General features: G+C 60.4%; 27 protein-coding genes. 18 read left to right on the top strand and 9 right to left on the bottom strand.

Features of this window, described 5'->3' with window-relative positions; all coding sequences use genetic code 11:
• Positions 1–88 precede the first annotated feature (88 nt).
• The 5 genes from K0P03_RS22360 to K0P03_RS22340 are packed head-to-tail and all read left to right on the top strand — an operon-like array spanning position 89 to position 4,875.
• Positions 89–1,012, top strand: a complete 924-nt coding sequence (locus tag K0P03_RS22360; protein WP_024270744.1) for a carbohydrate ABC transporter permease — start codon at positions 89–91, stop codon at positions 1,010–1,012.
• Positions 1,009–1,842, top strand: a complete 834-nt coding sequence (locus tag K0P03_RS22355; RefSeq protein ID WP_023513551.1) for a carbohydrate ABC transporter permease — start codon at positions 1,009–1,011, stop codon at positions 1,840–1,842. The genes K0P03_RS22360 and K0P03_RS22355 overlap by 4 nt, the downstream gene beginning before the upstream one ends.
• A 23-nt stretch (positions 1,843–1,865) precedes the next feature.
• Positions 1,866–2,747 (top strand): sugar phosphate isomerase/epimerase family protein, encoded by an 882-nt coding sequence (locus K0P03_RS22350; protein ID WP_023513552.1) that lies wholly within the window; start codon positions 1,866–1,868, stop codon positions 2,745–2,747.
• Positions 2,744–3,739 (top strand): Gfo/Idh/MocA family protein, encoded by a 996-nt coding sequence (locus K0P03_RS22345; RefSeq protein ID WP_272790699.1) that lies wholly within the window; start codon positions 2,744–2,746, stop codon positions 3,737–3,739. The genes K0P03_RS22350 and K0P03_RS22345 overlap by 4 nt, the downstream gene beginning before the upstream one ends.
• An 11-nt stretch (positions 3,740–3,750) precedes the next feature.
• Positions 3,751–4,875: a mannitol dehydrogenase family protein gene (locus K0P03_RS22340; protein WP_272790698.1), complete on the top strand. Its 1,125-nt coding sequence runs from the start codon at positions 3,751–3,753 to the stop codon at positions 4,873–4,875.
• Positions 4,876–4,929: 54 nt separating this feature from the next.
• On the opposite strand, the gene hutC is transcribed toward K0P03_RS22340, so the two are convergent.
• Positions 4,930–5,670 (bottom strand): histidine utilization repressor, encoded by a 741-nt coding sequence (gene hutC, locus K0P03_RS22335; RefSeq protein WP_024270743.1) that lies wholly within the window; start codon positions 5,668–5,670, stop codon positions 4,930–4,932.
• Positions 5,671–6,175: 505 nt separating this feature from the next.
• Between hutC and K0P03_RS22330 the strand changes: the two genes are divergently transcribed.
• The 4 genes from K0P03_RS22330 (at position 6,176) to K0P03_RS22315 (ending at position 10,453) form a co-directional block, all read left to right on the top strand.
• Positions 6,176–7,195, top strand: a complete 1,020-nt coding sequence (locus K0P03_RS22330; protein WP_272790697.1) for an ABC transporter substrate-binding protein — start codon at positions 6,176–6,178, stop codon at positions 7,193–7,195.
• 97 nt (positions 7,196–7,292) lie between these two features.
• A complete protein-coding gene (locus K0P03_RS22325) occupies positions 7,293–8,150 on the top strand; it encodes an ABC transporter permease (RefSeq protein ID WP_272790696.1) in 858 nt (285 codons plus the stop codon).
• Positions 8,143–8,973, top strand: a complete 831-nt coding sequence (locus tag K0P03_RS22320; RefSeq protein WP_272790695.1) for a quaternary amine ABC transporter ATP-binding protein — start codon at positions 8,143–8,145, stop codon at positions 8,971–8,973. The genes K0P03_RS22325 and K0P03_RS22320 overlap by 8 nt, the downstream gene beginning before the upstream one ends.
• Positions 8,966–10,453, top strand: a complete 1,488-nt coding sequence (locus K0P03_RS22315) for an HAL/PAL/TAL family ammonia-lyase (protein WP_272790694.1) — start codon at positions 8,966–8,968, stop codon at positions 10,451–10,453. Before K0P03_RS22320 ends, K0P03_RS22315 begins: the two co-directional genes overlap by 8 nt.
• A 95-nt stretch (positions 10,454–10,548) precedes the next feature.
• Here K0P03_RS22315 and K0P03_RS22310 read toward each other — a convergent pair whose 3' ends face one another.
• A complete protein-coding gene (locus tag K0P03_RS22310; protein WP_272790693.1) occupies positions 10,549–11,400 on the bottom strand; it encodes a MipA/OmpV family protein in 852 nt (283 codons plus the stop codon).
• A 396-nt stretch (positions 11,401–11,796) separates the two neighbouring features.
• Between K0P03_RS22310 and K0P03_RS22305 the strand changes: the two genes are divergently transcribed.
• From K0P03_RS22305 to K0P03_RS22295, 3 genes are all read left to right on the top strand, one after another.
• Positions 11,797–12,519, top strand: coding sequence for a response regulator transcription factor (locus tag K0P03_RS22305; protein ID WP_272790692.1), 723 nt, complete (start codon positions 11,797–11,799; stop codon positions 12,517–12,519).
• A gap of 44 nt (positions 12,520–12,563) precedes the next feature.
• A complete protein-coding gene (locus K0P03_RS22300) occupies positions 12,564–13,865 on the top strand; it encodes an ATP-binding protein (protein WP_272790691.1) in 1,302 nt (433 codons plus the stop codon).
• A 1,559-nt stretch (positions 13,866–15,424) separates the two neighbouring features.
• On the top strand, positions 15,425–15,661 hold the full coding sequence (locus tag K0P03_RS22295; RefSeq protein ID WP_023517445.1) for a DUF6894 family protein: 237 nt from the start codon (positions 15,425–15,427) through the stop codon (positions 15,659–15,661).
• A gap of 8 nt (positions 15,662–15,669) precedes the next feature.
• Here K0P03_RS22295 and K0P03_RS22290 read toward each other — a convergent pair whose 3' ends face one another.
• Both K0P03_RS22290 and K0P03_RS22285 read right to left on the bottom strand, forming a co-directional pair.
• On the bottom strand, positions 15,670–15,870 hold the full coding sequence (locus K0P03_RS22290) for a hypothetical protein (protein WP_024270740.1): 201 nt from the start codon (positions 15,868–15,870) through the stop codon (positions 15,670–15,672).
• Between the two features lie 155 nt (positions 15,871–16,025).
• Positions 16,026–16,250: a hypothetical protein gene (locus K0P03_RS22285; protein ID WP_272790690.1), complete on the bottom strand. Its 225-nt coding sequence runs from the start codon at positions 16,248–16,250 to the stop codon at positions 16,026–16,028.
• 68 nt (positions 16,251–16,318) lie between these two features.
• On the opposite strand from K0P03_RS22285, the gene K0P03_RS22280 reads away from it, so the two are divergent.
• Together K0P03_RS22280 and K0P03_RS22275 are read left to right on the top strand one after the other, a co-directional pair.
• Entirely contained in the window at positions 16,319–16,459 is a 141-nt protein-coding gene (locus K0P03_RS22280; protein ID WP_156032018.1) for a hypothetical protein, read from the top strand.
• A gap of 169 nt (positions 16,460–16,628) precedes the next feature.
• Positions 16,629–16,796 carry a Thivi_2564 family membrane protein gene (locus K0P03_RS22275; protein ID WP_024270738.1) on the top strand — a complete coding sequence of 56 codons (168 nt, stop codon included), beginning with the start codon at positions 16,629–16,631 and terminating at the stop codon, positions 16,794–16,796.
• Between the two features lie 46 nt (positions 16,797–16,842).
• Here K0P03_RS22275 and K0P03_RS22270 read toward each other — a convergent pair whose 3' ends face one another.
• The 5 genes from K0P03_RS22270 to K0P03_RS22250 all read right to left on the bottom strand — a co-directional run bounded on the left by K0P03_RS22270 (position 16,843) and on the right by K0P03_RS22250 (position 20,510).
• Positions 16,843–17,085 (bottom strand): hypothetical protein, encoded by a 243-nt coding sequence (locus K0P03_RS22270; RefSeq protein ID WP_024270737.1) that lies wholly within the window; start codon positions 17,083–17,085, stop codon positions 16,843–16,845.
• A gap of 1,157 nt (positions 17,086–18,242) precedes the next feature.
• Entirely contained in the window at positions 18,243–18,575 is a 333-nt protein-coding gene (locus K0P03_RS22265; protein ID WP_130519047.1) for a hypothetical protein, read from the bottom strand.
• 621 nt (positions 18,576–19,196) lie between these two features.
• Positions 19,197–19,496, bottom strand: coding sequence for a hypothetical protein (locus K0P03_RS22260; protein WP_130519065.1), 300 nt, complete (start codon positions 19,494–19,496; stop codon positions 19,197–19,199).
• A gap of 420 nt (positions 19,497–19,916) precedes the next feature.
• The gene (locus K0P03_RS22255; protein ID WP_130519043.1) at positions 19,917–20,135 is read right to left on the bottom strand and encodes a hypothetical protein; all 219 of its coding nucleotides are present in this window, start codon (positions 20,133–20,135) and stop codon (positions 19,917–19,919) included.
• Positions 20,136–20,228: 93 nt separating this feature from the next.
• Complete coding sequence (locus K0P03_RS22250) at positions 20,229–20,510, bottom strand: hypothetical protein (RefSeq protein WP_272791095.1); 282 nt, start codon at positions 20,508–20,510, stop codon at positions 20,229–20,231.
• A gap of 306 nt (positions 20,511–20,816) precedes the next feature.
• Between K0P03_RS22250 and K0P03_RS22245 the strand changes: the two genes are divergently transcribed.
• From K0P03_RS22245 to K0P03_RS22230, 4 genes are all read left to right on the top strand, one after another.
• On the top strand, positions 20,817–21,026 hold the full coding sequence (locus tag K0P03_RS22245) for a cold-shock protein (protein ID WP_023517599.1): 210 nt from the start codon (positions 20,817–20,819) through the stop codon (positions 21,024–21,026).
• A 125-nt stretch (positions 21,027–21,151) separates the two neighbouring features.
• Positions 21,152–21,439 carry a hypothetical protein gene (locus K0P03_RS22240; protein ID WP_037406336.1) on the top strand — a complete coding sequence of 96 codons (288 nt, stop codon included), beginning with the start codon at positions 21,152–21,154 and terminating at the stop codon, positions 21,437–21,439.
• A gap of 44 nt (positions 21,440–21,483) precedes the next feature.
• Entirely contained in the window at positions 21,484–21,726 is a 243-nt protein-coding gene (gene rpsU / locus K0P03_RS22235) for a 30S ribosomal protein S21 (protein ID WP_130519041.1), read from the top strand.
• A 34-nt stretch (positions 21,727–21,760) separates the two neighbouring features.
• A complete protein-coding gene (locus tag K0P03_RS22230; protein WP_130519039.1) occupies positions 21,761–21,997 on the top strand; it encodes a hypothetical protein in 237 nt (78 codons plus the stop codon).
• The last annotated feature ends 266 nt before the right edge of the window (positions 21,998–22,263 follow it).

The following is a 22,263-nucleotide window of genomic DNA, read 5'->3' as shown; positions in this document are numbered from 1 at the left end:
ACCTCCATCCGCTCCACCTTCCCATCCGCCCCGCCCGAACACCAGGGCGGATGGGATCTTTTGATTGCCAACGGCCGGGAACGACCGAATGACCGCGACAACCGCCCCCCTATCGACTGCCGTGACCATCCCCACGCCGTGGAGCGTGCGGCTGATGCCCTACATGCTGCTGGCGCCGGCAGTGCTCGTCACGCTCTTCATCGTCTTCTTCCCGATGGTGCAGGCGGTCTTCACCAGCCTCTACGACCTCATCCTCTGGAAGCCGAATGCCAGCCGCTTCGTCGGCTTCGGCAACTATGCGAAGCTCTTCGCCGATCCCGTCTTCTGGACCGCGCTCGGCAACACCGCGATCTGGATCGGCCTGACGGTTCCGCTCCAGATGGGCCTTGGCCTGCTGACGGCACTGCTGCTCAACCGGGAATTCCCCTGGCGAGGGCTGGCACGTGCGCTCATCATCATTCCCTGGGCCCTGCCGAGCGTCGTGATCGCGTTGATGTGGCGCTGGATCTACGATCCCAACACCGGCGTGCTGAACGATATCCTGCTCTACCTCTCCGTCGTGCAGTCTGCCGTGCCATGGCTTGCCGATCCCAACCTTGCACTCTATGCCATCATCGCGACGCTGACCTGGCAGGGCTTCCCCTTCTTCGCGGTCATGATCCTTGCCGGCCTTCAGGGCATTCCGAAAAGCCACTACGAGGCCGCCTCGATCGACGGCGCCTCGGTCTGGCGGCAGTTCGTGCACATCACGTTGCCCGGCATCGCGCCGGTGCTGGCAACGGCAGGGCTGCTCCGTGTCATCTGGGTCGCCAATTCCATGGACGTGATCTTCGTCATGACCGGCGGCGGACCGGGTTATGCCACGCACACCCTGCCGCTCTACGCCTTCGTTCGTGCCCGCCAAAACCTCGATTTCGGCTACGGCACGACGATCGCCGTCACCTTCACCATCCTTCTCGGCGCAATCGTCGCCGTCTATCTCGCCCGGACCATGCGGGAGGTCGAACGATGAACAAGCCCTCCACACTCCGCCGCATCCTGACGACCGACCTGCCGGTGCTCGTCATCGTTCTCTTCGCCATGGCGCCGTTTGCCTGGATGGTGCTGACCTCGCTGACGCCGACCGAAACGCTGAACGCGACCGGCGTCTCCGTCTCGCCCGCCGGCTGGAGCCTCGACAACTACGTGCGCCTGCTCCGGCAGACCTCATTCCTCGGCAACATGCTCGACAGCCTCATCATCGCCTGCGGCACCGTCGTGCTCGGTCTTGCCGTGGCGGTAACGGCGGCCTACGCCTTCTCGCGCTTCCGCTTCGCAGGCCGCAAGCTCTTGATGCTGCAATTCCTGCTCATCAACATGTTCCCGATCGTGCTGCTCATCCTGCCGCTCTTCGTGCTGATGCGCAAAGCCGGCATCCTCGATACGCATTTCGGGCTCATCCTTGCCAATGCGACGGTCGCCATTCCCTTCGCCGTCTGGATGCTGACGAGCTATATCGGGGCGATCCCGAAGAGCCTTGACGAGGCAGCGATGATCGACGGCTGCTCGCGGCTGACGGCGCTGCGCCGCGTCGTCCTGCCGCTCACCATGCCCGGTATCATCTCCACCGGCATCTACATCTTCATCACCGCCTGGAACGAGTATCTCTACGCCCTGACACTGGGCGGCAAGAACGTGCGGCCTGTCACCGTGGCGATCCAGACGCTGATTGGCGAATACCAGATCGAATGGGGCCTGCTTGCTGCCGGCGCCGTCGTCGGCGCCATGCCGGCCACCCTGCTTTTCCTTCTCGTGCAACGCCGCCTCATCGGTGGGCTGACCCAGGGCGCGGTGAAGGGCTGATTGCGAATGAAAGAGGACTGACCATGAACCCCGTCGGGTTGATCTCCATGCAATATGCGCGGCCCTTTTCGGCTGAACACTTCCCGCTGTTTTCCGAGATGCGAAGGCTCGGCTACGATTTCGTTGAACTTCTCGTGCCCGAACCCGGCGAACTCGACCTCGCCGAGACGCGGCGCGCCCTGGATGCCGCCGGGCTCTCCGTCGTGCTCGCCGCCCGTGTCAATCTCCAGCGCAACCTCTCCTCGGACGATCCCGCCGCCCACCGTGCCGGCATCGATTATCTGAAATATGCGGCCGATTGCGCCGCCGCACTCGGGGCCACCATCGTCGGCGGCCCGCTCACCGGCAATCCGCTGGTCTTTGCCGGCCGCCCGCCGCAGCCGGTGGACGAGGCGGAGCGCCTCGCCCGCAAGGCGCGCTGCGTCGCCGGCCTGAAGGAGGCGGGAGACCATGCAGCCAGGCTCGGCGTCATCCTTGCCGTCGAACCGCTCAACCGCTTCGAGAGCGACGTGCTCTGCACCACGCAGCAGGCAATCGAGCTGCTCGACGCCGTCGATCATCCCGCCATCCAGCTTATGCTCGATACGTTCCACATGCACATGGAAGAAGCCTCGATCGCCGAGGCGATCCGGCTCGGCGGCAAGCGGGTCGTCCATTTCCAGGCCAACGAGAACCACCGCGGTTTCCCGGGAACGGGCGCCACGGACTGGGTTGCGGTGTTTCGTGCGCTGCATGAGATCGGCTATCGGGGGCCCGTGTCGCTCGAACCCTTCCGCCGCAACGACGACCGCTTCGGCGTCCCCTTCGCACAGTGGCGGCCGCCGCACGAGGACGAAAGCGAACGCCTCGCCGCCAGCTGCGAATTCATCAAATCCCACATCCTGCTTACGGAACATCGTCGATGACACTCAAGATCGGTTGGATCGGCTGCGGCATTCATGCCACCCAGATGCTGCTTCCGCAGCTCGTTCGCCATGACGTGCAGGTGACTGCGCTCTGCGATATCGACGGCGACAGGCTCGCTGCCGCCGGACGGCAGTTTGGCGTGTCAAACCTCACAAACGATGCGGAGGCCCTCATCCGCCGCACCGATATCGACGCCGTCGGCATGGCCGTCGGGCCGGACCAGCACCTCATGTTCGGCAAGATGGCGCTGGAACGGGGTCTGCCCGTCTTCATGGAGAAGCCGCCATCCGGAAGCGCTGCGGGCGCCCGCGAACTGCTCGCCGCTTCGGAAAAATCCGGCAAGCCACTGCTTCTCGGCTTCATGAAGCGCTATTCGGCCGGCAACAAGATCGCGGCGAACATCCTGCGCTCCGGCCGCTTCGGCCCCGTCTACGGTCTCACCGGCTACTACATGACGGCACCCGGCTACTTCGCCGGCAATGTCGATTACACCGGCTTCTTCCTGCATCACTGCGTACACTACATGGACCTCGTCTCCTTCCTCGTCTCGCCGGTCACGAAGCTGACGGCGCGCAAGGTCGAGAAGGATCGCGGCAAGGTGCTCTTCCACGTGCATTTCGACTTCGAATGCGGCGCGATCGGCACGGTCGCCATGGGCACGGCGCAGTCACGCGGTGCGCCGGTCGAGCGGCTTGAAATCATGGGCGATCACCAGCGCATCGAGGTGGACAATGTCATCGACGTGCGCTGGAACCGAAACCCGCCCTTCAAGATCGACGACCCTGCCGGAACACTCGACGATGCGGTCGACACGCTGACCTGGAAGCCGAATTTTACCGCGGCCGCCAACGAGGACCCGAAAGGCTACCATTCGCTGCTCGCCGACGTCATCCCGGCGCTTGCCGGCCGGCAAACGTCGGCACCGACGATCCGCGAAGGCGTGATCGCCATGGAGCGGCTGGAAACGCTACGCCGCGAACTTGCACTGTGAGGGTCGGACAGGTGATCCAGACATCCGTCATCCAGTTCGGAACAAGCCGGTTCCTGCAGGCCCATGCCGACCTGTTCCTGTCAGAGGCAGAGCCGAAGCGGGCGATCACCGTGGTGCAGACATCCGGCGATGCGGCCCGCAGCCACCGGCTTGCCGCGCTCGCCGCACCGGAGGGCTATCCGGTGCGGATCCGAGGCCTCAAGGACGGCCGCGCCGTCGATGAAACAACGACCGTCACCTCCGTCCGACGCGGCCTGTCCGCGGCGAACGATTGGCCGGAAGTGGCGCGGGTCTTCGTCAAGGAGGCAGCTTTCGTCCTCTCCAACACCGGTGATGCCGGTTACCAGGGTCAGCCGGAGGATGCCGCGGCTGCCTATCATCCGGCCATGAGTTTCCCCGCGAAACTCTTCCACCTGCTTGCCGCGCGCCATGCCGCGGGCGGCGCGCCGATCATCGTGCTGCCGATGGAGCTGGTCGTCGACAACGGCAAGGTGCTGAAGGCTGCCGTGCTGGCAGTCGCGCGCCGGCAGACGAGCGATGCCGGGTTGCTGTCCTATATCGAAAACGACGTGGTCTGGGCGAGCAGCCTCGTCGATCGTATCGTGTCCGAGCCCATCGAACCGGCCGGTGCGGTCGCAGAACCCTATGCGCTCTGGGCGATCGAGAAGGGACCGGGCGTCGTCGCGCCCTGCACCCATCCGGCCATCCAATTGGTCGACGATCTCAAAGAGATCGAGCGGCTGAAGCTGCATATTCTCAATCTCGGCCACACGGTTCTCGTCGATATTTGGCAGCGGCAAGGCGGCGCCGGCGATCCGATCGTGCGTGAATTCATCGCCCGGCCCCAGGTCGAGGAGGCACTGATGGCAATCTACCGGCAGGAGGTGTTGCCCGTCTTCGCCCGGCTGCCGGGCGGCGAAGGGGCCGAAGACTATCTCGCCGTCACCCTCGAACGTTTCGCCAATCCCTTCCTCAACCACAGGCTCGCCGACATCGCACAGAACCACGCCCGGAAGGTCGAGCGGCGTATCGGCGCCTTTCTCGATCTCGCCAGGCCTTTCGGCCTGCCCCTACCGCACCTCGCCGCGATTGTGGCGGAAGCCGACCGTCCCGACGACCCTGCCAGCTTCAAATAGGGAGATGATATCCGCAGGCGGCGGCATGACCGGATACACGACCTTGCCCACCCGTCAGAAATTGCTCTGCAGGCGATAGCGCGAACCTGGATAGAGCAGCCGCACGGACGTGACCACCTGATCATGCGACCAGGTGCGGCGGCGGATGAGGATGCAGGGTTCAAAACGGGCAATCGCCAAGACCTTGCACTCCCAGGGCTGCGGCAGAACAGCCTCGATGAATTGCTCCGTCCTGGCGATGGGAGCGATCTTGGTGAGGAACGCGTTGGGCGTCGTCGCCGCGAAATCCTGTTCGAGATAGTCCGGTGCAATGGCCGGATTGACGAAGCGGTCCTCAAGCTGGATCGGCACGTCATCTTCGTGATGCACCATGACCGAATGGAAGCACTGCATTCCAACGCCCAGTTCCAGCGCCGCCGCCAGCTCGTAGCCGCAGGTCTCGCTCTGAGCGAGGATCAGCTCGGTGCGATGAACCGAGCCGCGCTCCAGGATCTCATCGGCAATGTTGCGCACACCAAGCGCCGGAGCGCTGCGCTTCTTCGGCGCAACGAAGGAGCCCTTGCCCTGCACACGGGTAATCACGCCTTCATTGGCCAGTTCACGAAGCGCCCGGTTCGCCGTCATGCGGCTGACGCCGAGCGTTTCCACCAGCTCGTTCTCCGAGGGAATGCGATGATTGACCGGCCACTCTCCGGTTTCGATGCGCGTCCGGATCTCGGCCTTCATGCGCTCGTAGATCGGCGCGCCGCGATCCTTCGTATCCCTTGCCACAAGGCCGGTTTCCTCGTTCAACATCGCCACGGCACTCCGTATTTCAATCAGAACCTGCTTACAGACCATATGCAATTAAAGTAAGCGCGCCTTCTGATTCTTGTCACGTACTTGTCCACCAGAAGCATCAACTTGCATATACAACTTTGCCTTCCACGGTGTTTTTCACGATACAGCTTCAGGCAAAAAGCCCCACAAAGCAAGCATTGTGGGACACAAGCCGGAGGGTAGGCATCTGGAGTCCCAGAATCGCAAGAGTTCTATAATTCCTAAATCTCCCTGCTTGGAGCAATTTTGAATCCCAATGACGCCAATCAGCGCAAGAATCGCAATATCACGCTGATAGATCGATCTTACGGCGACAAAAAATGTCGCTTATAGGCACACCCCGTAATGCATCGAGCGAGATAGTTGTCTACTAAGTTGTATAGTGAACTTTGCCAACGGCTCTGCTTGGCATGACCGGCCACGGGAGCGGCTTCGACAAATCTGGTTTTCAACGTCACATCATCAAAACAGGGGAACTGACATGCTGAATTCCAAACTGAAATGTGCACTTCTTGCCGCCGCGGCGCTGTTCGGCGGCTCTGCCGGCACGGCGCATGCCTCCTATTGCGGCGATGGCAATACCGTCACCTTTGCGGGTATCGACTGGGAGAGCGGCGCCTTCATCACTGAAGTCATGAAGGAAATCCTCGCCAAGGGCTACGATTGCAAGGTCGACTCCATCCCCGGCAACTCAGTGACGCTGGAACAGGCCACCGCCAACAACGACGTACAGATCTTCGCCGAAGAATGGATCGGCCGTTCCGACGTCTGGAACAAGGCGGCTGCCGCCGGCCAGGTGAAGTCGGTCGGCAAGACCTTCGTCGGCGCGGCCGAGGGCTGGTTCGTGCCGGAATATCTCGTGAAGGGCGACGGCGCCAAGGCGCCGGACCTCAAGAGCGTCGCGCAGCTTTCCGACCCGAAATTCGTCGAACTGTTCAAGGATCCGGAAGAGCCAGCAAAGGGCCGCTTCCTCAACTGCCCGTCGGGCTGGACCTGCGAGGGCGTCAACACGGCCAAGCTCGAAGCCTACAAGCTCGGCGAGAGCTATGTGAATTTCCGCCCCGGCACGGGTACCGCGCTCGACGCAGCGATTGCCGCCGCCTATCTCCAGCAGGAGTCGATGCTCTTCTACTACTGGAGCCCGACAGCGATCATGGGCAAGTACAAGCTCGTCCAGCTCGAGGAGCCGGCTTATAGTGAAGCCTGCTGGAAGGAGCTGACCAGCACCGACGGCAAGCGCGATGCGGGCTGCGCCTTCCCCTCCGTCGAGGTGGCCTACGGCGTCAACAGCACCTTTGCCGGTGCAGCGCCTGAAATCATGGAAATCCTCGAAAAGGCGACCTTCCCGCTGGAAGAGGTCAATGCGAGCCTCGCCTACATGACCGACCAGAAGGTGGATGCTGCCGCGGCTGCCAAGAACTTCCTGCAGACCAAGGCCGACGTCTGGGGCGGCTGGGTCTCGGCAGACGCCAAGGCGCGCATCGAGGCCGCCGTCAAGTAACCCGCGAGAACCGCGCGCCGGCCTTCCGGCGCGCGGTCTTTCCCGTCAGGACAGGACCGGCCGCCGGATGGCGTCGCCGCGCGCGAGGATTTCACCGATGTTTCCCGAAGCCTTCCATATCTCCATCCGTGGCCCCATCAACGATTTCGTTCAGTCGCTGGTGGTGAACTACGGGTTCGTCTTCAAGGCGATCTCGCAAACCCTTCTCCAGGCCATCCTCTTCGTGGAATGGATCCTGCGCGGCCTGCCCTGGTGGGCTGTCTTCATCATCTTCCTGGCGCTCGCCTGGTTCGCATCGAAGAAGATCTCGCTCGTCATCACCGTTGCCGTCATGCTCTTCACCGTCGGTGCGCTCGGGCTCTGGGACCTGACGATGCAGACCTTGGCACTCATGCTGATCGCCAGCCTCATCTCCGTCGCCATCGGCGTGCCCATGGGCATCTGGCTGGCCAAGAGCGAGCTGATGCGGCGCATCACCCTGCCGGTGCTCGATGTCATGCAGACCATGCCGAGCTTCGTCTATCTCATTCCGGCGATCATGCTCTTCGGCCTCGGCAAGGTACCGGCGGTGCTCGCCACCATCATCTACGCCGTGCCACCGCTCATCCGCCTCACCGACCTCGGCATCCGCCAGGTGGACGGCGAAGTCGTGGAAGCGGCGACCGCTTTCGGCGGCAGTCCGCCGCAGATCCTCTTCGGCGTCGAACTGCCGCTTGCCACCCCGACCATCATGGCCGGCCTCAACCAGACGATCATGATGGCGCTCTCCATGGTCGTCGTCGCCTCGATGATCGGCGCGCGCGGCCTCGGCGAACAGGTGCTGAACGGCATCCAGACGCTTGACGTCGGCAAGGGGTTGGAAGCTGGCCTCGGCATCGTCATCCTCGCGATCGTGCTCGATCGCATCACGCAGGGGTTCGGCCAGATGAGCCGGAAGGAGCGCGGCAATGACTGACATCAAGATCCGCAACGTTTCCAAGATCTTCGGCGGCAACTGGGAGACGGCCCTCGCGATGACCCAGCAGGGCGCCGACAAGGGCGAGGTGCTGGCCAAAACCGGCTGCAGCGTCGGCCTCGACAATGTCAGCCTCGATATCGCGGGCGGCCGCATCTTCGTCATCATGGGCCTGTCGGGCTCCGGCAAATCGACGCTGGTGCGCCACATCAACCGGCTGATCGAGCCGACCAGCGGCGAGATCATCGTCGACGGCAGCAATGTGCTCGACCTCAAGCCGAAGGAGCTGCGCGATTTCCGCAATCGCCGCGTCAGCATGGTGTTCCAGAATTTCGGCCTGATGCCGCACCGCACGGTGTTGCAGAATGTCGTCTACGGCCAGCGCGTGCGCGGGCTCACCAAGGTGGACGCCAAGCCGATCGGCATGAAGTGGATCGAGACCGTAGGCCTTGCCGGCTACGAGAACAAGTTCCCGCACCAGCTTTCCGGCGGCATGAAGCAGCGTGTTGGCCTTGCCCGGGCGCTCGCCGCCGACACCGACGTCATCCTGATGGACGAGGCCTTTTCCGCGCTCGACCCGCTGATCCGCGCCGACATGCAGGACCAGTTGCTCCAGCTTGAAAAGAACCTGCACAAGACCATCGTCTTCATCACCCATGATCTCGACGAGGCCTTGCGCATCGGCGCGCAGATCGCGATCCTGAAGGACGGCAAGCTGGTGCAGGTCGGAACCCCGAGCGAGATCCTCAACAGCCCCGCCAATGACTATGTCGCCCGCTTCGTGCAGCGCCGCGCCGGCGCAGGAGAGGCCCAGCATGCCTGAGACGATCGTTCTCGATCGCCCCCTCACCTGGCAAGAGATCGCCGCCGTCGCAAAGGGCGCGGCGCTCTCTCTGTCAGACAAGACCTGGACGCGCATCGCCAATGCGCGCGCCATCGTCGACGCGCTCGTCGAAAGGCGGGTGCGCGGCTATGGCATCAATACCGGCGTCGGTGCGCTCTGCGACGTCATCGTCGATATTCCCGAGCAGCGGGCACTCTCGCGCAACATCCTCTTCAGCCATGCCTGCGGCGTCGGCGAACCGCTTGGCCGCGAAGAGACCCGCGCCGTGATGGCCGCCCAGATCGCCAATTTCGCGCTCGGCTATTCCGGCGTGCGGTTGGAGACGGTGACGACGCTGCTGGCGCTGCTGAACGCCGATATCCTGCCCGTCATTCCCTCGAAGGGCTCGGTCGGCTATCTCACCCACGCCGCTGCCATCGGTCTCGTCCTGATCGGCGATGGCGAGGCGCGCCACGGAACGGAAACGATCACCGGCAGGCAGGCGCTCGAAGCGCTCGGCATCGTGCCGCTGGTGCTGGAGGCGAAGGAAGGCCTCAGCCTCGTCAACGGCACACCCTGCGCTACCGGCCTCGCGAGCCTCGCGCTTGCCCGCGCGACCCATCTTGCCGACTGGGCAGACGCCGCCGCGGCGATGACCTATGAAAATCTCGGTGCGCAAGCCGACCCCTTTGCGGCCCGCCCCCTCACGCTGCGCACCTCACCCGGCCTTCAGACCGTGGGCGAAAACCTGCGCCGCCTGCTTACCGGCAGCCGCCTGCTCGCGCACGCGGCGGGCTCACGCACACAGGATCCGCTCAGCTTGCGCGCGGTGCCGCAGGTGCATGGCGCGGTGCGTGACAGCATCGCGCAAAACGCCGCAGTGGTGGACCGGGAACTATCCAGCGTCACCGACAACCCCGTTGTCGCCGGCTCGCGCGAGGCGCCGGAAGTCCATTCGCAAGCCCATGCGGTCGGCGCCGCACTCGGCCTTGCCATGGACGCACTCGGCATCGCCGCAGCCGAGCTTGCGGCCATTTCCGAACGGCGCATCGACCGGCTCGTCAACCCGCTCGTCAGCGGGCTGCCTGCCTTCCTCGCGGATGGCAGCGGCGTCGCCTCAGGCTTCATGATCATCCAGTATACGGCTGCCGCCCTTGTCGCGGAAAACCGCCGCCTTGCCGCCCCCGCCAGCCTCGACGGCGGTATCACGTCGGCCCTGCAGGAAGATATCCTGACCCATGCCACCCCGGCCGCCGACAAGGCGCTCGCCATCATCGCCAATCTCGAAACCGTGCTTGCCATCGAAGTCATGGCCGCCGCCCAGGCCTACGACATGCGTCCTGGTCTGAGCGACAAGGCTTCCGGTACGCATGGCCTCTATGAACGGATACGCGGGATCGTGCCCATCTATCGGGATGACCGGCCGCTCAATGGTCTCCTCGCCATGACGCGGGAGTTCATCAGCACGAACGCGACCTGACACCAAAACCGCCTTGCGGTCGGTATGAAGCGATTGGCGGGCGTGTCCGTCCGGGCCAGTGCGGCAAGGGCGTACAACAAGGTGCCCACCGGCTGCTAGAACCTGTAGCCGACGATCGCCATGAACGACGGCTGCAGTTCTCGTTCAACAATCGGGCTATCCGCAGCATCGCCCAGCAAGGCGCCCATGCCAACTTCACCCCGCATAAGCCAGTTTTCCGTTGCCATATATGTCGCGGATACCGAGAAGTCGACGCGTTTCAGAGACGCCTGGGGCTTGAACGCACGCAAACCCGATGCCGCCGATTGCGCAGCCGTCACGCCGAAATAGGACTGCATGTGCTCCTCGTTGGCAACCGTGGCGGAAATGCCCGCCGATACGAAGAAACGGTCGGTTACGGGCGCGGTATATTCGGCACCGAATTTGCCGATAAGGCTCTCGCTCCCCCCGACCGTCTGATCGACCTCCGCATAGAGCTCCAGCGCCTCCCACCGGTAGGTGGCCTTTGCCCCGATGGTCGCGGCAAAGTCGATGTCGCCGAGGCCCTTCAGCCGGTCACCATCGTCTTCGTCACGCCCCATTTCATAGCCGACCTTACCGGCCAGCGAGAAGCCCTGATGCGTGAAAGCGGTGACGGAAATCCCGCGGGGATCAAGCGTTAGCCAGTCGCCGTAGGTGAAGATGACCGCCGGCAGAGGGCTGACCTTGAAGTCCCGGCTCCCCTCATATTCGGGAGCGTACAGCGCACCTGCGCCAACGATCAGGCTCCACACAGCTCCGTCCGCCGATGAGGGCTCGAACCGCGCCGGGTCGAACGCGGGTTCGGCAACGCTCTCTGATGCGGCGTCAGCTGCATGGCTTCCCGATGGTACGACCAACGGTATCAGCACCGCGCCGACTGCGAAAAGGAGCTTGAGTGTCTGATTGGCTTTTTTATCGGGCTGCATACCTGCTCCACACCATTGATCGCGCCGCGCCACAGAGAAACCGGCGCGGCGCTCGACACCTCCTTGTCCCTCCAAGGGAGCCCCCTTGGGTGTGTTGTTTTGTTGCGGTTTGTTACGGGGAAGGGTTGTTCACGCCGACAGGAGACAAGACGCCTGCTCCGGATGCAGGAATGTGTGCGTTGTAATAAATCTTAACACAACCGAGCGGTTTGGGCGCACAAGCGGCCACACTGCTGTCCCTGATCGTCTTTAGCCTTCGCCGCAGTCCCCTCCGGAGAAAGGCCGGTGAAACACGGGAAGCCTTGTTTAATCCTACCACAGTAACATTGCCGCAACGGCAACCGACACCCCGCCGGTGTCGGCTTTCACCCCATTGAAATCGCCAGGGAGACGTTCGTGAATAGCGCGAAAAGAAGCCCGCACATCCTCATCGTCGAGGATGATACGGAGATCGGCCGGCTGCTGATGGAAACCATGGTGGAAAACGGTATGCAGGCCACGACGGCGGATGACGGACACGCGATGTTCGCGCTGTTGCGACGGCAGGCATTCGACCTTGTCATTCTCGACGTCATGCTTCCTGGTGAAGACGGCATCAGCCTTTGCCGGCGATTGCGTGCGGACAAGACGATCCCCATCATTCTGCTGACCGCGCTGGGCGAAGAGGTGGACCGGATCGTCGGGCTGGAGGTCGGAGCCGACGACTACATCACGAAGCCCTTCAGTCCGCGGGAGGTCGTAGCCCGAATCCGAAGCATTTTGCGTCGTGCCTCTTACGGGCCGGCGGCAGGTGATCGTCAGCTACCGCTGCGCTTCGACGGCTGGCGCATCGACCCTATACGCCGTCAGGTGCATGACCCTGCGAACACGCGGGTTGCCCTTACAACCACCGAATTCGACCTCCTGCTCGCCTTCTGCCGAAATCCCGGTCGCGTCATAACACGCGAGGAACTCTTGACCCTCACGCATTCCGGACTTGCCGGCCCCATCGAACGCAGTGTCGACGTGCACATTCGCAGACTGCGGCAGAAGATCGAAGTCGACGCGTCCGATCCCGTTCTTTTAAGGACGGTCCGGCTTGGCGGCTACCTTTTTACCGCCGCCGTCGAGGAGGCGTGATGCGCTTTCCAGGCTTCGGTACGAGGACGATCCGCGGGCAACTCATGCTGGTCGTGATCCTTGCCATCGGCTCCGTCATCGTGGCCGGACAGGTAATCGAACGGATCAAAACCTTCGACTACGCTGATGCGGTGGACGTCGATCTCGTCGGTCAAAGGGCCTTGACCCTCGCCCTTCTGCTCGACGGCGCCGACGATGCCCAAAGGAAGCGCATCCTTGCGCGTTCGGCCGAGGTCGGCATCGAAATCGACATCGTGCCGCGCGACGCGCTGGAGCGCATTGCAGGCCCGGACGGGTTTCGTTCGAAAATCGGCTCGTTTCTGGCATACCTCTTCCCGCCGGACGGGAACTTGCCCGATGGATCGAAGATGATGCTGGTCGGGCGCAAGCCGATGCTGTCGCTCCCCATCAACGACAAAGAATTTCTCCTGTACAAGTCGTTCCCGGACAGCGTTCTGACGACGGACATCACGGGGCGCATCGTGTATTACTCCCTGGCGCTGGCGATTTTGGGGGTGCTCTTTTCCATTTTCGCCGTGCGGTTTCTGACCGCACCGCTCAAGGCGATCTCAAGCGAGATCCGCGATACCGACGCGTTCCTTTCCCGCTCCACCCTTGTGCCGGAAACCGGCAGCCTCGAGATCAAGGATCTGGCGCGGGCGCTCAATGAGCTCCGGACCCGCATCCACGAGATGATACGCAACCGGACAGGAATGTTGCGGAGCGTAAGCCATGACCTGCGCACGCCGTTGACCCGGGTGCGCCTTCGGGCAGAACGGATCGGGGATGCGGCGATCCGCGACCAGATCCTCGCGGATGTCGAACAGATCAATACCCTGATCGACATCACCCTGGACTACCTTCGCGACGATCGCGACAGGGAGGCGCGCGAACGCACTGACGTCGCCAGCATCATGCAGTCCATCTGCGCCAATTTCACGGACATGGGCGCCCATATCAGGTATGCAGGTCCGCCCAGACTGGTCTGGCACTGCAAGCCCATGGCACTTTCGCGGGCGATCACGAACCTCTGTGAAAACGGCATCAAGTTCGGCGGCGAGGTCACGATGAGCCTGAAGTCCACTGACCAATACCTCAGCATCGGCATCCAGGATCGTGGCCCCGGCATTCCCGAGCAGTTTGCGACACAGGTGCTCGAACCCTTCTTCCAGATGGATCCTGCCCGTACGGGCAATACCAAGGCGAGAGGTTTCGGTCTTGGGCTTTCCATTGTCGACGAGATCGTCCGTGATCACGGCGGCCAACTGGAATTCGAGAACACCGCGCCTCGTGGACTATCGGTACGGATCATCCTCCCGAAGGCCTCATCGCGCACGTCGGATTGACCCGAAAACCGCCCGAACCTCTCCGGATCACTGCATGCCGGTGTCCTCCGGCGGGCAACGACAGGTCCCGGCGATACGCACGCGGGTTCACTCCAAAGTTTTCGCCTCTCCTCGCAACCGCCAAACTCCGTTGCCAAGCACTTCACGCGGCCTCGGCGCCCTCTAGCAGCACCATTTTTCTTTCTAGAACGCTGGTTTTTCAGATGTTTTCGGGTGCTCGCCCGGTTTCAATCCACCCCTAAATCCACCCTTTTGCGCTCGCTTAGCGCCTGTCCAACTCCCGTAAGCATCGCGCTGTTGTGGAAGCGTCAGCTCGGATGTTTTACGGGCTCGATGAGGGCTAGTAACGCGGGCAAGCCCATTTTAATATGAGCAACCCCGCGTAACGGTTGAATAGTTCGGATTTAGCCCCACCTTGAGGTTTTGCCTCAACTTGAGCCTAAACGTCCTGATAGCCGCCTGTTCTCAGGTTAGTTTGATGTGAGTTTGATGAACTGGGGGGGGGCTTCAGGGGCGTCCCCCGACGCTCCGCCTTGTTCAAGACAGCCTCGCGGCCGTCAACCTGGCTCTGGGTAAGCGACGTGCCGAAGTTGCCGGACGCGCGAGCGCGCACCGATGCAAAGAATGCGCTGCGGTTCATGGCGTTGTCCTTTGTGAGGGGAACGAAAGGATTGCTTAGTGAATTAACCTGCTGCGGCCGTTCCCATACGCGGCCTGCGTGAAGGACCCGGTTGAGCGCACGAGGGCGCTCCCGGGTCTGGATCTCGGAATGGAAGGCGCCGCTGTGACTGCGAGGTGCCGATCTAGCCAAGCGCGGCCACTGGAAGGGTGTCGGAGCAAACTTGACCGTGGAGCGTATAGCTCACGCTCTCGGTCCTCACCTGAGGATATCCCCGCCGAGAGAAAGCCGGGGCCTGGTAGTCTGGAGCATGCCGGGTCTCGGCGCCTATCGCATCCGCGACGGGTCTCAACTACGGGATATCATCGGGATGATCCAAATTGGTGCTGTTCAGCAGCCAACATTGGGCAGATAGATTGACGGGCTGGCTGCACTTCCCGCCAGCATGAGACCCGGTTGAGTTCCCGGGGGTGTTCCCGGGTCTCGCACATCAATCCCAGCAGCCCTGGATGTTGATTGCTTCGAGCGCCGCGAGATCCGGCGCAGCAAGGATGAGAGCCGCGACGTCCGCCTCTCGATTGAAACACTCGTCGATATGCTGCACACCAGCCGCCTTTATCGCCCGCAATGTCACCTGGTCGATGTCGATGTGGACGCCCGGCGCCGATTATAAATTCCCTTCAGGGGAGCAACATCTCCGGCTTTGGGTTCCCCGGCACGTTCACTCTATCTTTTCCACCTGCCCCGCTTCGGCGGGGCGTTTTTCTAAGCTACGAGTTGGAACTTCATAGGCGGCGCACGGTTACCTGTGCGCCTCCGCGACGGTCCCTCGTGGGGGTCTTGGGTGGGGCGGGCTTTCTAACTCAGCGGATGGCCCGCCTCTTTCTCTCCCGATAGAAACCTTCTGATTTTGAGGAAGTTGTTGCCGCGAGAGGTGTCCATGCCGCGATTTTTCTTTCACATTCGAGACAGCGATAGCTTTGAGATCGATCCGGAAGGGGTTGAATTCGATAGCGTCGAAGACGCCATCGTCGACGCTAAAGCAGCAGCCAGGGAAATGATGGCCGAGATGCTGCGCACCGGTCAGCCGCTCGATGGGCAGCGTTTTGAAATAGCCGACGAGCGCGGACGGGTGATTGAAATCCTCCCCTTCCGCTCGGTGTTGAATCTGCAGTAGCCCATCTCTCATGGCGGGTCTCCCCCTCGCTTATCGAGATCCGCCAGCAGCATTTCATACATGGCGATCCGGCGCCTTGCCTCGGCAGTAGCATCGTTCTCGCAACTCAGCGTCTTTTCAGTACCGCCGCCTCGAATGCCGTTTTGCTGCAAGTCGAGTATCGCTTGCTCGTTTTTTATCATCCGATGGAGACGGGAGCGAACATCCATACTGTCCTCAAAACCAATGCCATGCCATCCAGAAGCAGGCGTAGGCCGCTATGCCGATGACAAAGCAAAGCGCGATTTGTCGAGCCATGACGCAACGCCCCTCTGGTTCGATAAAGCAGGATGCAACGGAAGGGCGCAAGAGCCGAGCGAAGGGGCTACGTTAAGCGCACGCGGTTGCCGCCGGTATATTCGATATGCCTCTCGTATTCGAGGAAGTCGAGCGCGCTGACAATCTGCTGCTCGGTAAAGCCTGCAGCCACAAGGGTAGGTCCGACAAGATAGAGGGCGATCGGGTTATCAAGCGTGCATCCCGCGGCAATCAGTTCGGCGAGGACGGCTTGCTTGCAGCGTTGATGGGTGGTCTGGTTCACGTCTTCCATCGTCAGCTCCTAATGACCGCCCTGTCCCGTACGCGTCGATGCCCGGCGCGCTTTGTACGGAGATCAAAATGTTCCGCATAACTGACGGCCAATGTGATTATGGAATGTTCTATGACCGAGAGGTAGCCGAAAGAATCGCGCAGGAGTTCCGTCGAGAGGGATTTGACGTGGATATTCGAGCGCTCGGCGATGGCGACGAGGAAGACTGACAGGCTTGGCCGGCCCTGTTAATTCCCCGCATTAGCAGGGCCCGCCGGCCGTGCGCTCAGCGAGTAGGAGCATACGGGTTTCTGCCGTACGCCCCACTTGTTTTACTCGTTCGGGGCCATAGTTACGCCCTTACCGCGCAATTGAGCGTTGGCTTAAGGAGTTGGGGCTTTGGCTACATCGGTTCTCGTCAGCATCTTGATTACCTTCCTCGTAATCGTGCTGGTCCTCTATCTCATCGGGCGGCTGCCTCTCGATGGACGTGCAAAGCAGATCGCGCAGGTTGTCGTCATCATCATCGGCATTGTCGCGCTGCTAAAGTACATCGCCGTCTTTTAGGAACTGACGCGGGACGGCACAGTGCCATTGAGTGCGAGCCGTCCCGTCAACTCAGCCAGAATGTTCGATCCCAAACTGGAACAGCGCCTGCAATTTCTATGATGACGAGTCGTACACGCCGCGCCACATCGGGCGGCACGCGGCCGAGAATTATGATTGCCTGGGGTTCGAAGACCAGCTCAATTTTGTGCTGAGAGCAAAGCTCGTCATATGCGATAGCCGCTTTGATTGACGCGCGCAGGCCATAATCTTGCGCGCCGAAACCCGCTCCGAGAGATGCTTGAAACATCTCGCCCTCCATGTTTTCGAGATTTATTGAAAACAAAGATATGCCCGCGATGTTCCATCGTCGGGAAGGAACAAGTAGCCGGGGCCCGGGTTGGTAAAAGTGGCCGATGCGGCTATGGTCTCCCCCGAGCCAACCATCGTTGTAGGGGTCCCAGTCTAGGCCGTACTGGGGGTCGTTTCCGGCACTTCGACGACCCCTTTTCCATTAATTGATCCTGAGGCACCATAATGGAAAACAGATCACGCGTTGCTATTGGGCGCCGGGTTTCCACGGTCCTGGCGATAGCGGCGATTTTGTTCCTTGCTTTCATGGCACTTCTGGGAGCGCTTACCCTCATGTGAGCCGACTTAGAGGCGGTCAGGCTCTCAATGTGGCCCGCTCATGACAAAACGGCACGATTTTGAAAGCGAGCCTGCGATCCTGACCGCTACCGTCCTGCCGCCTTCCCCAATTTTGCAAGCAAGGAAGGCTCTGCGCAGAAGCGAGCGGGCGTCGCCTCTGAATTTCGAAATATGAGATTGCGCCTGCAAGGAAATCTGGTCCCTGCTTTTTCCTTGCATTAGCGGGGCCGCCGCCCGCGGCTTGCCATTCATCGCTCAGCGAGTGCGGCACACGGGTTTCTGCCGCATGCCACACTCTGACCCGCTAAACCTATAGGGAAGCTGAGAGGGCTGATGGCGTTCTACAGATCAAGCGTGGCCCGATCAATTCGCCACCCATGACGGTCGAGGCTACGCCAGGAACTTGGACCATCTCCATGTCGAGATTTCCATGATCTACGAAAACCTCTTTCACATCCACATCACTTATGTTCGTCGAACCCGGTAGCGATAAAGCTCCAGGTCTACATTCGCGAACCTTTTCAGTTCCGACAGCTCTCGCTTCGCAATTCCGATCAACTGCGCATCAGTGGAGCTCACATCCAACCCAAAGAAAGGAAAGAGCGCGATGAGGGGATGACTCTCCTCACCTCCAAAAACATGTACGAGTACCATCTTAAACATATTGCGTCCTCGCCGGACTTGCCGCGTTCCTGAACCTAAGTCCGCCCCGGTTAGCGACGACCCCACCTTCTATCTTGTTTTCGAAGATGGCGGTCGCCGCCCCCCCCCAAAAAAGACGAGTGCCGCTGACACCGGAGGACCACAGGGAAAGCGTTAGGCGTCGTAGTGTCGGCGCAGATATCTGAGTTCGATCACCTCTGTAGCGTCGTCAATGCGATATCCGCAGACGATAGATCGAAGAGGATACATGACGAGCGTTTGCTCGCAGATTGTGAAGGCGGATGTTGTGTCGATACCCAAGAGTTCAACGGGAAAGAGCCGGGTGTTTCCCATCTTATCAATGGTCTCGATCACCACGCGCGCCGTCCTAAGGTAGGAACGGGCGTCATGCGCGACTACTGAAATCAATCGACTTGGAGCCGACTTGCAGCCGGACAGCAAAATTGGGAAACCATCGGGCAGCACAGATGAATGCTCTATACGCATTGGCTTCACGCTCAGTTGGGGCGGAAGCCTTTCGACCCTCAGCGACAGCGCCCGTTTCACAAGCCGTCGATAAGAACCTATACTCTTTTTACCCACACACGTCGAATCTTGAATTTGCTTCGCTATATTTTAGTAATCGGGTGGGGTTCTATAAAATCATCGCCCAGTTTTCAGCATTGAGCTTTGGCAGGCATCACAACAGATAGAGAATACACTCGCTCCGTCTTTCGGAGGCAGGAGGGTGGTAGTGGTGTTTACTTGCGAGGACATTGGTCGCGAACGCTGGCTGCTCTTGGATTTACGTCATTTTGGCAACTGATCGTATGACGTTGGCACACCGTCCCGGCTGAAGCGAACTACGATACTGGCTCCTACGGCTGGCCGTATGCTGCACCCGTTTTGGGTGCAGGAGGAGTTCTTTCTCCACTGCGATCGACCACTCCGGCCATAAAACGCCTCAGCACCGAACGAGACTGTTCTGCCAACGGGCCTGAGAGCGGCGTCAGTCTCGCGGTTACATACCCTGCTTTGTGTAACATCTGTTTGAGAACGCGGTTGCTGGCCGGATTGAAATCAACGTTTCGTATGGCGGAAGACATCTTGTCCTCCTTTCTTTGGGGGTTAAGGCTCGACCCGACCGATAGTCGGCCGCCCATCAGCTTCTCGCTGCCGTTTCGCATCCAAGGTAAGGACGCGGAAGATTTCTTCGTATGAAACCTGGAGACGCTGGCGCGTTCCCGTAGGGACTGAAATCGGTGGTATCTCTAGATGAGTAGCCACCCTCTTATAGGCAGGAAAGCTTAGTCCTTCGATAAGCTCTTCGCCAATCACAAGTCGATAAGTCCCAGCTTCTTGCGGCTCTACGAGCGCATCAAGGTGGAACGGATGGGTAAATGTGATTTCAGTTTCCGTCGATCTCATGCAAAGCCCACCTTGAACACCTGTAGCGTTCGCCTGCTCTTCGTGGGCGACGCTATACATGCGAATCTTGCGGGCTGCGGGGAGAAAGGGGTAGGGACCCCTCTCCCTCCTGAGTCGCGCGAGTGACTTGATATTTTGCAACTTCAGCATCACCACAGCCACCCCTCTGTCAGGAGGTAGACAATCATGAGCAAGCTAGCAGCAACGGCACATTGCGACGCGACCGCGGTAACGTGATATCGGTTTTGCCGGCGTGTAAACAGGGAAGACATTTCGTCCTCCTCTCAGATGGGGCCAGGGTAGTCAGCCCTCACACAGCAGCGCCCGTTTCGATGGCTACTGAAGGTTTAACCCTGCGCCTTCATCGCCGCGTTAGCAAGCAATCAAATAAGGCCATTTGTAGCTTGGAGTAGTCGGCTACTATGGGATGGCAGCGGTGAACAGGTTGTCCAGCTCTCGTTTAGCGGCAGACGCAAGCGTTTCGATTTCCGCGCCGCGCCAGTGAGGCACGCTTAGCCGACCGCTGGCAAACGCCCTGATCTGATCCTGTTCCTTCTGCGGGAGGCGAGCCAGCAGTTGCCTTACAACAAGAGTTATTGCGGCTATCTCGCCAGCCTGCTGAATTGACATCTCATTCATCTCGGCTCCTCCATTTGGAATGGCCGCGATGCGAAGCTAGCGCTGCGAGCAGGCCACACGCAACCAAGTCTGCATGGTGCAGAAAGTTCCGCATCATCCAACGGAAAACCCTACTTCGTCGGCCTCACTGACCTGCGAAACCACTCTAGGCTTCGACGGAGCGTCCAGCCACTCAATCCATTTTCCTCGCTCTTCGATTGTGTCAAAGAACCGCAAGAGTTTGTAACCCCCATCGGTTGTTTCCAACATCTCGCCAAGAGACGCAAGTTCCAAGGGCAACGTCACCTCATTGCCGTCGAAGCGTACAAAGTAAATGCTCTCGGCCGAGAGCTGCACGACTGGCCCGGTTCGATGCGTCGGACGAATACCTTGCACACCCCCCTGGCACGGATTGACCCCTGCTTCGGCAAATAACGGCGAAATCCAAAGGCTCCTCGAAAAAAAAATAACCCGCGCTACCGCTTTGAAAATGAGGGAGTTTAGCAAAAATAAAATGCTGCCTCGGGGTATTGGCAAAAATAAAAACTTGCTTGTGCTGCGGAAAAACCTATCTTTAGCCCATCGAACTTTGCTTGTGACCTTTTGTCTATCGCCCCAGTGGCTCGGTCAGATCTCCTCTCATCGTCGATCTACATGGTTCGTCAATCCGACGACATCAACAACGATTGAAAGGAAATCGTTATGAACACAGGCACTGTAAAGTGGTTCAACAGCACCAAGGGCTTTGGCTTTATCGCACCCGACAACGGTGCAACAGACGTTTTCGTGCACATTTCCGCCATCGAACGCGCGGGCCTCAACTCTCTCGTTGAGGGCCAAAAGGTAAGCTACGATGTCGTGCAGGACCGAAAGTCTGGCAAGAGCTCGGCTGACAATCTGCGCGCAGCATAAGGAATTGTCGTCTCTCTGACGCTGACCACGGATGTACTGGCAGCGCCGATGACGAACGACAGGAAGAGGTCGGGGTGATGCCCGGCCTTTTTGTTTTCAACCACACGCTACGCGAGGACCTGGTCATGAGCCAGACAGTTTATGCCGTTGGCGACATGGTGAAGCTCAAGCCTGATCTATTCCGCCGCGCGGAAGGCAACCGACCCTGCCGAATTGTAGGTGTCCGGCCGTCAGACCGCGGGGAGATCCAGTACCGAGTCCGCCTTGGCGACGAGAAGTTTGAACGCCGCATCCTTGCGAGCGATATCGAGGAACAGGAAAGCGCAACAGCGCGGCCGGCGCCTGCTCCGCGAGGTTCTGAAAGCAACAAAGAGCCTTGGTTCAAAGCTTCGAGCATCCGGATCAGGAAGTAATCAGATCATAACAGCGGCATCGACCGCTATCGGAAGGAAATATCTTGCAGGTTCTCGTACGGGACAACAATGTCGATCAGGCCCTTCGCGTTCTGAAAAAGAAGATGCAGCGGGAAGGCCTCTTCCGCGAAATGAAGGCACGGAGCGCCTTCGAAAAGCCTTCGGAAAAGCGAGTGCGCGAGAAGGCGGAAGCCGTGCGGCGTGCCCGCAAGCTGGCACGCAAGAAAGCGCAACGTGAAGGATTGATTCCCGCGCCAAAGAAGAAGCCGGCCATTGGCCGGCGCTAACGGAAGCTCGGAATTACCCCGAAGGAGGTGACGAATGATGGCTACAAAACAGCAGTTCTTCAAACCCACGAAGGCAAGCGCGGAGCAGAAGTCGGAAGCGACCACTTTCGTTGCGAGAGGAATTATCGAGCAGGAAGCACAGGCACGCGAAATCAAAACCGAAAAGCTCCGTGCGCTTCGTTTAGCGCAAGAGGCTGTTGCCACGCCTGCACTGACGCCACAACGTAAGCGACAGGAAAAGCAAATCCGGCGGAGAGCGGTTGGTAGATAACCGATCATCCGAAGACGAGCTCGGCACCTCTCCCGCTACGAACATCATGGAACGAAAAGTGGGCGCCACTCACTCCTCGAGAGCAACCGGCACCAGGCGCCTAGATTGATAGGGGCCCTTTCAAACCACGGCTCCAAGCCGCTCTCAGGTATCCACTTGAAGAAGTCTTTCATGCACCGCCGCGCCTAGCCACTCAGCATGTCGTCCCCTTAAGGCTACCATCACTGAATGATGCATGCCCCGGCCAATCGCAGCCTTGCGCTCAG

This window comes from Shinella sp. HY16 (genome assembly GCF_028534175.1).
In the GTDB taxonomy this organism is placed as follows: Bacteria; Pseudomonadota; Alphaproteobacteria; order Rhizobiales; family Rhizobiaceae; genus Shinella.
The sequence above is the reverse complement of the archived record's forward strand: the minus strand, read 5'-3'. Positions and strand labels throughout refer to the sequence as shown.

Excerpts from the sequence above, each read along its gene's own strand:
- K0P03_RS22315 (WP_272790694.1), top strand. The coding sequence starts at position 8,966 with ATGCCTGAGACGATCGTTCTCGATCGCCCCCTCACCTGGCAAGAGATC.
- K0P03_RS22230 (WP_130519039.1), top strand. The coding sequence starts at position 21,761 with ATGATGGCTACAAAACAGCAGTTCTTCAAACCCACGAAGGCAAGCGCG.
- K0P03_RS22330 (WP_272790697.1), top strand. The coding sequence starts at position 6,176 with ATGCTGAATTCCAAACTGAAATGTGCACTTCTTGCCGCCGCGGCGCTG.
- K0P03_RS22350 (WP_023513552.1), top strand. The coding sequence starts at position 1,866 with ATGAACCCCGTCGGGTTGATCTCCATGCAATATGCGCGGCCCTTTTCG.
- K0P03_RS22255 (WP_130519043.1), bottom strand. The coding sequence starts at position 20,135 with ATGAATGAGATGTCAATTCAGCAGGCTGGCGAGATAGCCGCAATAACT.
- K0P03_RS22325 (WP_272790696.1), top strand. The coding sequence starts at position 7,293 with ATGTTTCCCGAAGCCTTCCATATCTCCATCCGTGGCCCCATCAACGAT.
- K0P03_RS22300 (WP_272790691.1), top strand. The coding sequence starts at position 12,564 with ATGCTGGTCGTGATCCTTGCCATCGGCTCCGTCATCGTGGCCGGACAG.
- K0P03_RS22265 (WP_130519047.1), bottom strand. The coding sequence starts at position 18,575 with ATGCGTATAGAGCATTCATCTGTGCTGCCCGATGGTTTCCCAATTTTG.
- K0P03_RS22280 (WP_156032018.1), top strand. The coding sequence starts at position 16,319 with ATGTTCCGCATAACTGACGGCCAATGTGATTATGGAATGTTCTATGAC.
- K0P03_RS22245 (WP_023517599.1), top strand. The coding sequence starts at position 20,817 with ATGAACACAGGCACTGTAAAGTGGTTCAACAGCACCAAGGGCTTTGGC.
- K0P03_RS22345 (WP_272790699.1), top strand. The coding sequence starts at position 2,744 with ATGACACTCAAGATCGGTTGGATCGGCTGCGGCATTCATGCCACCCAG.
- K0P03_RS22260 (WP_130519065.1), bottom strand. The coding sequence starts at position 19,496 with ATGAGATCGACGGAAACTGAAATCACATTTACCCATCCGTTCCACCTT.
- K0P03_RS22295 (WP_023517445.1), top strand. The coding sequence starts at position 15,425 with ATGCCGCGATTTTTCTTTCACATTCGAGACAGCGATAGCTTTGAGATC.
- K0P03_RS22285 (WP_272790690.1), bottom strand. The coding sequence starts at position 16,250 with ATGGAAGACGTGAACCAGACCACCCATCAACGCTGCAAGCAAGCCGTC.
- K0P03_RS22320 (WP_272790695.1), top strand. The coding sequence starts at position 8,143 with ATGACTGACATCAAGATCCGCAACGTTTCCAAGATCTTCGGCGGCAAC.
- K0P03_RS22360 (WP_024270744.1), top strand. The coding sequence starts at position 89 with ATGACCGCGACAACCGCCCCCCTATCGACTGCCGTGACCATCCCCACG.
- K0P03_RS22240 (WP_037406336.1), top strand. The coding sequence starts at position 21,152 with ATGAGCCAGACAGTTTATGCCGTTGGCGACATGGTGAAGCTCAAGCCT.
- K0P03_RS22355 (WP_023513551.1), top strand. The coding sequence starts at position 1,009 with ATGAACAAGCCCTCCACACTCCGCCGCATCCTGACGACCGACCTGCCG.
- K0P03_RS22310 (WP_272790693.1), bottom strand. The coding sequence starts at position 11,400 with ATGCAGCCCGATAAAAAAGCCAATCAGACACTCAAGCTCCTTTTCGCA.
- K0P03_RS22270 (WP_024270737.1), bottom strand. The coding sequence starts at position 17,085 with ATGTTTCAAGCATCTCTCGGAGCGGGTTTCGGCGCGCAAGATTATGGC.
- hutC (WP_024270743.1), bottom strand. The coding sequence starts at position 5,670 with ATGTTGAACGAGGAAACCGGCCTTGTGGCAAGGGATACGAAGGATCGC.
- K0P03_RS22290 (WP_024270740.1), bottom strand. The coding sequence starts at position 15,870 with ATGGATGTTCGCTCCCGTCTCCATCGGATGATAAAAAACGAGCAAGCG.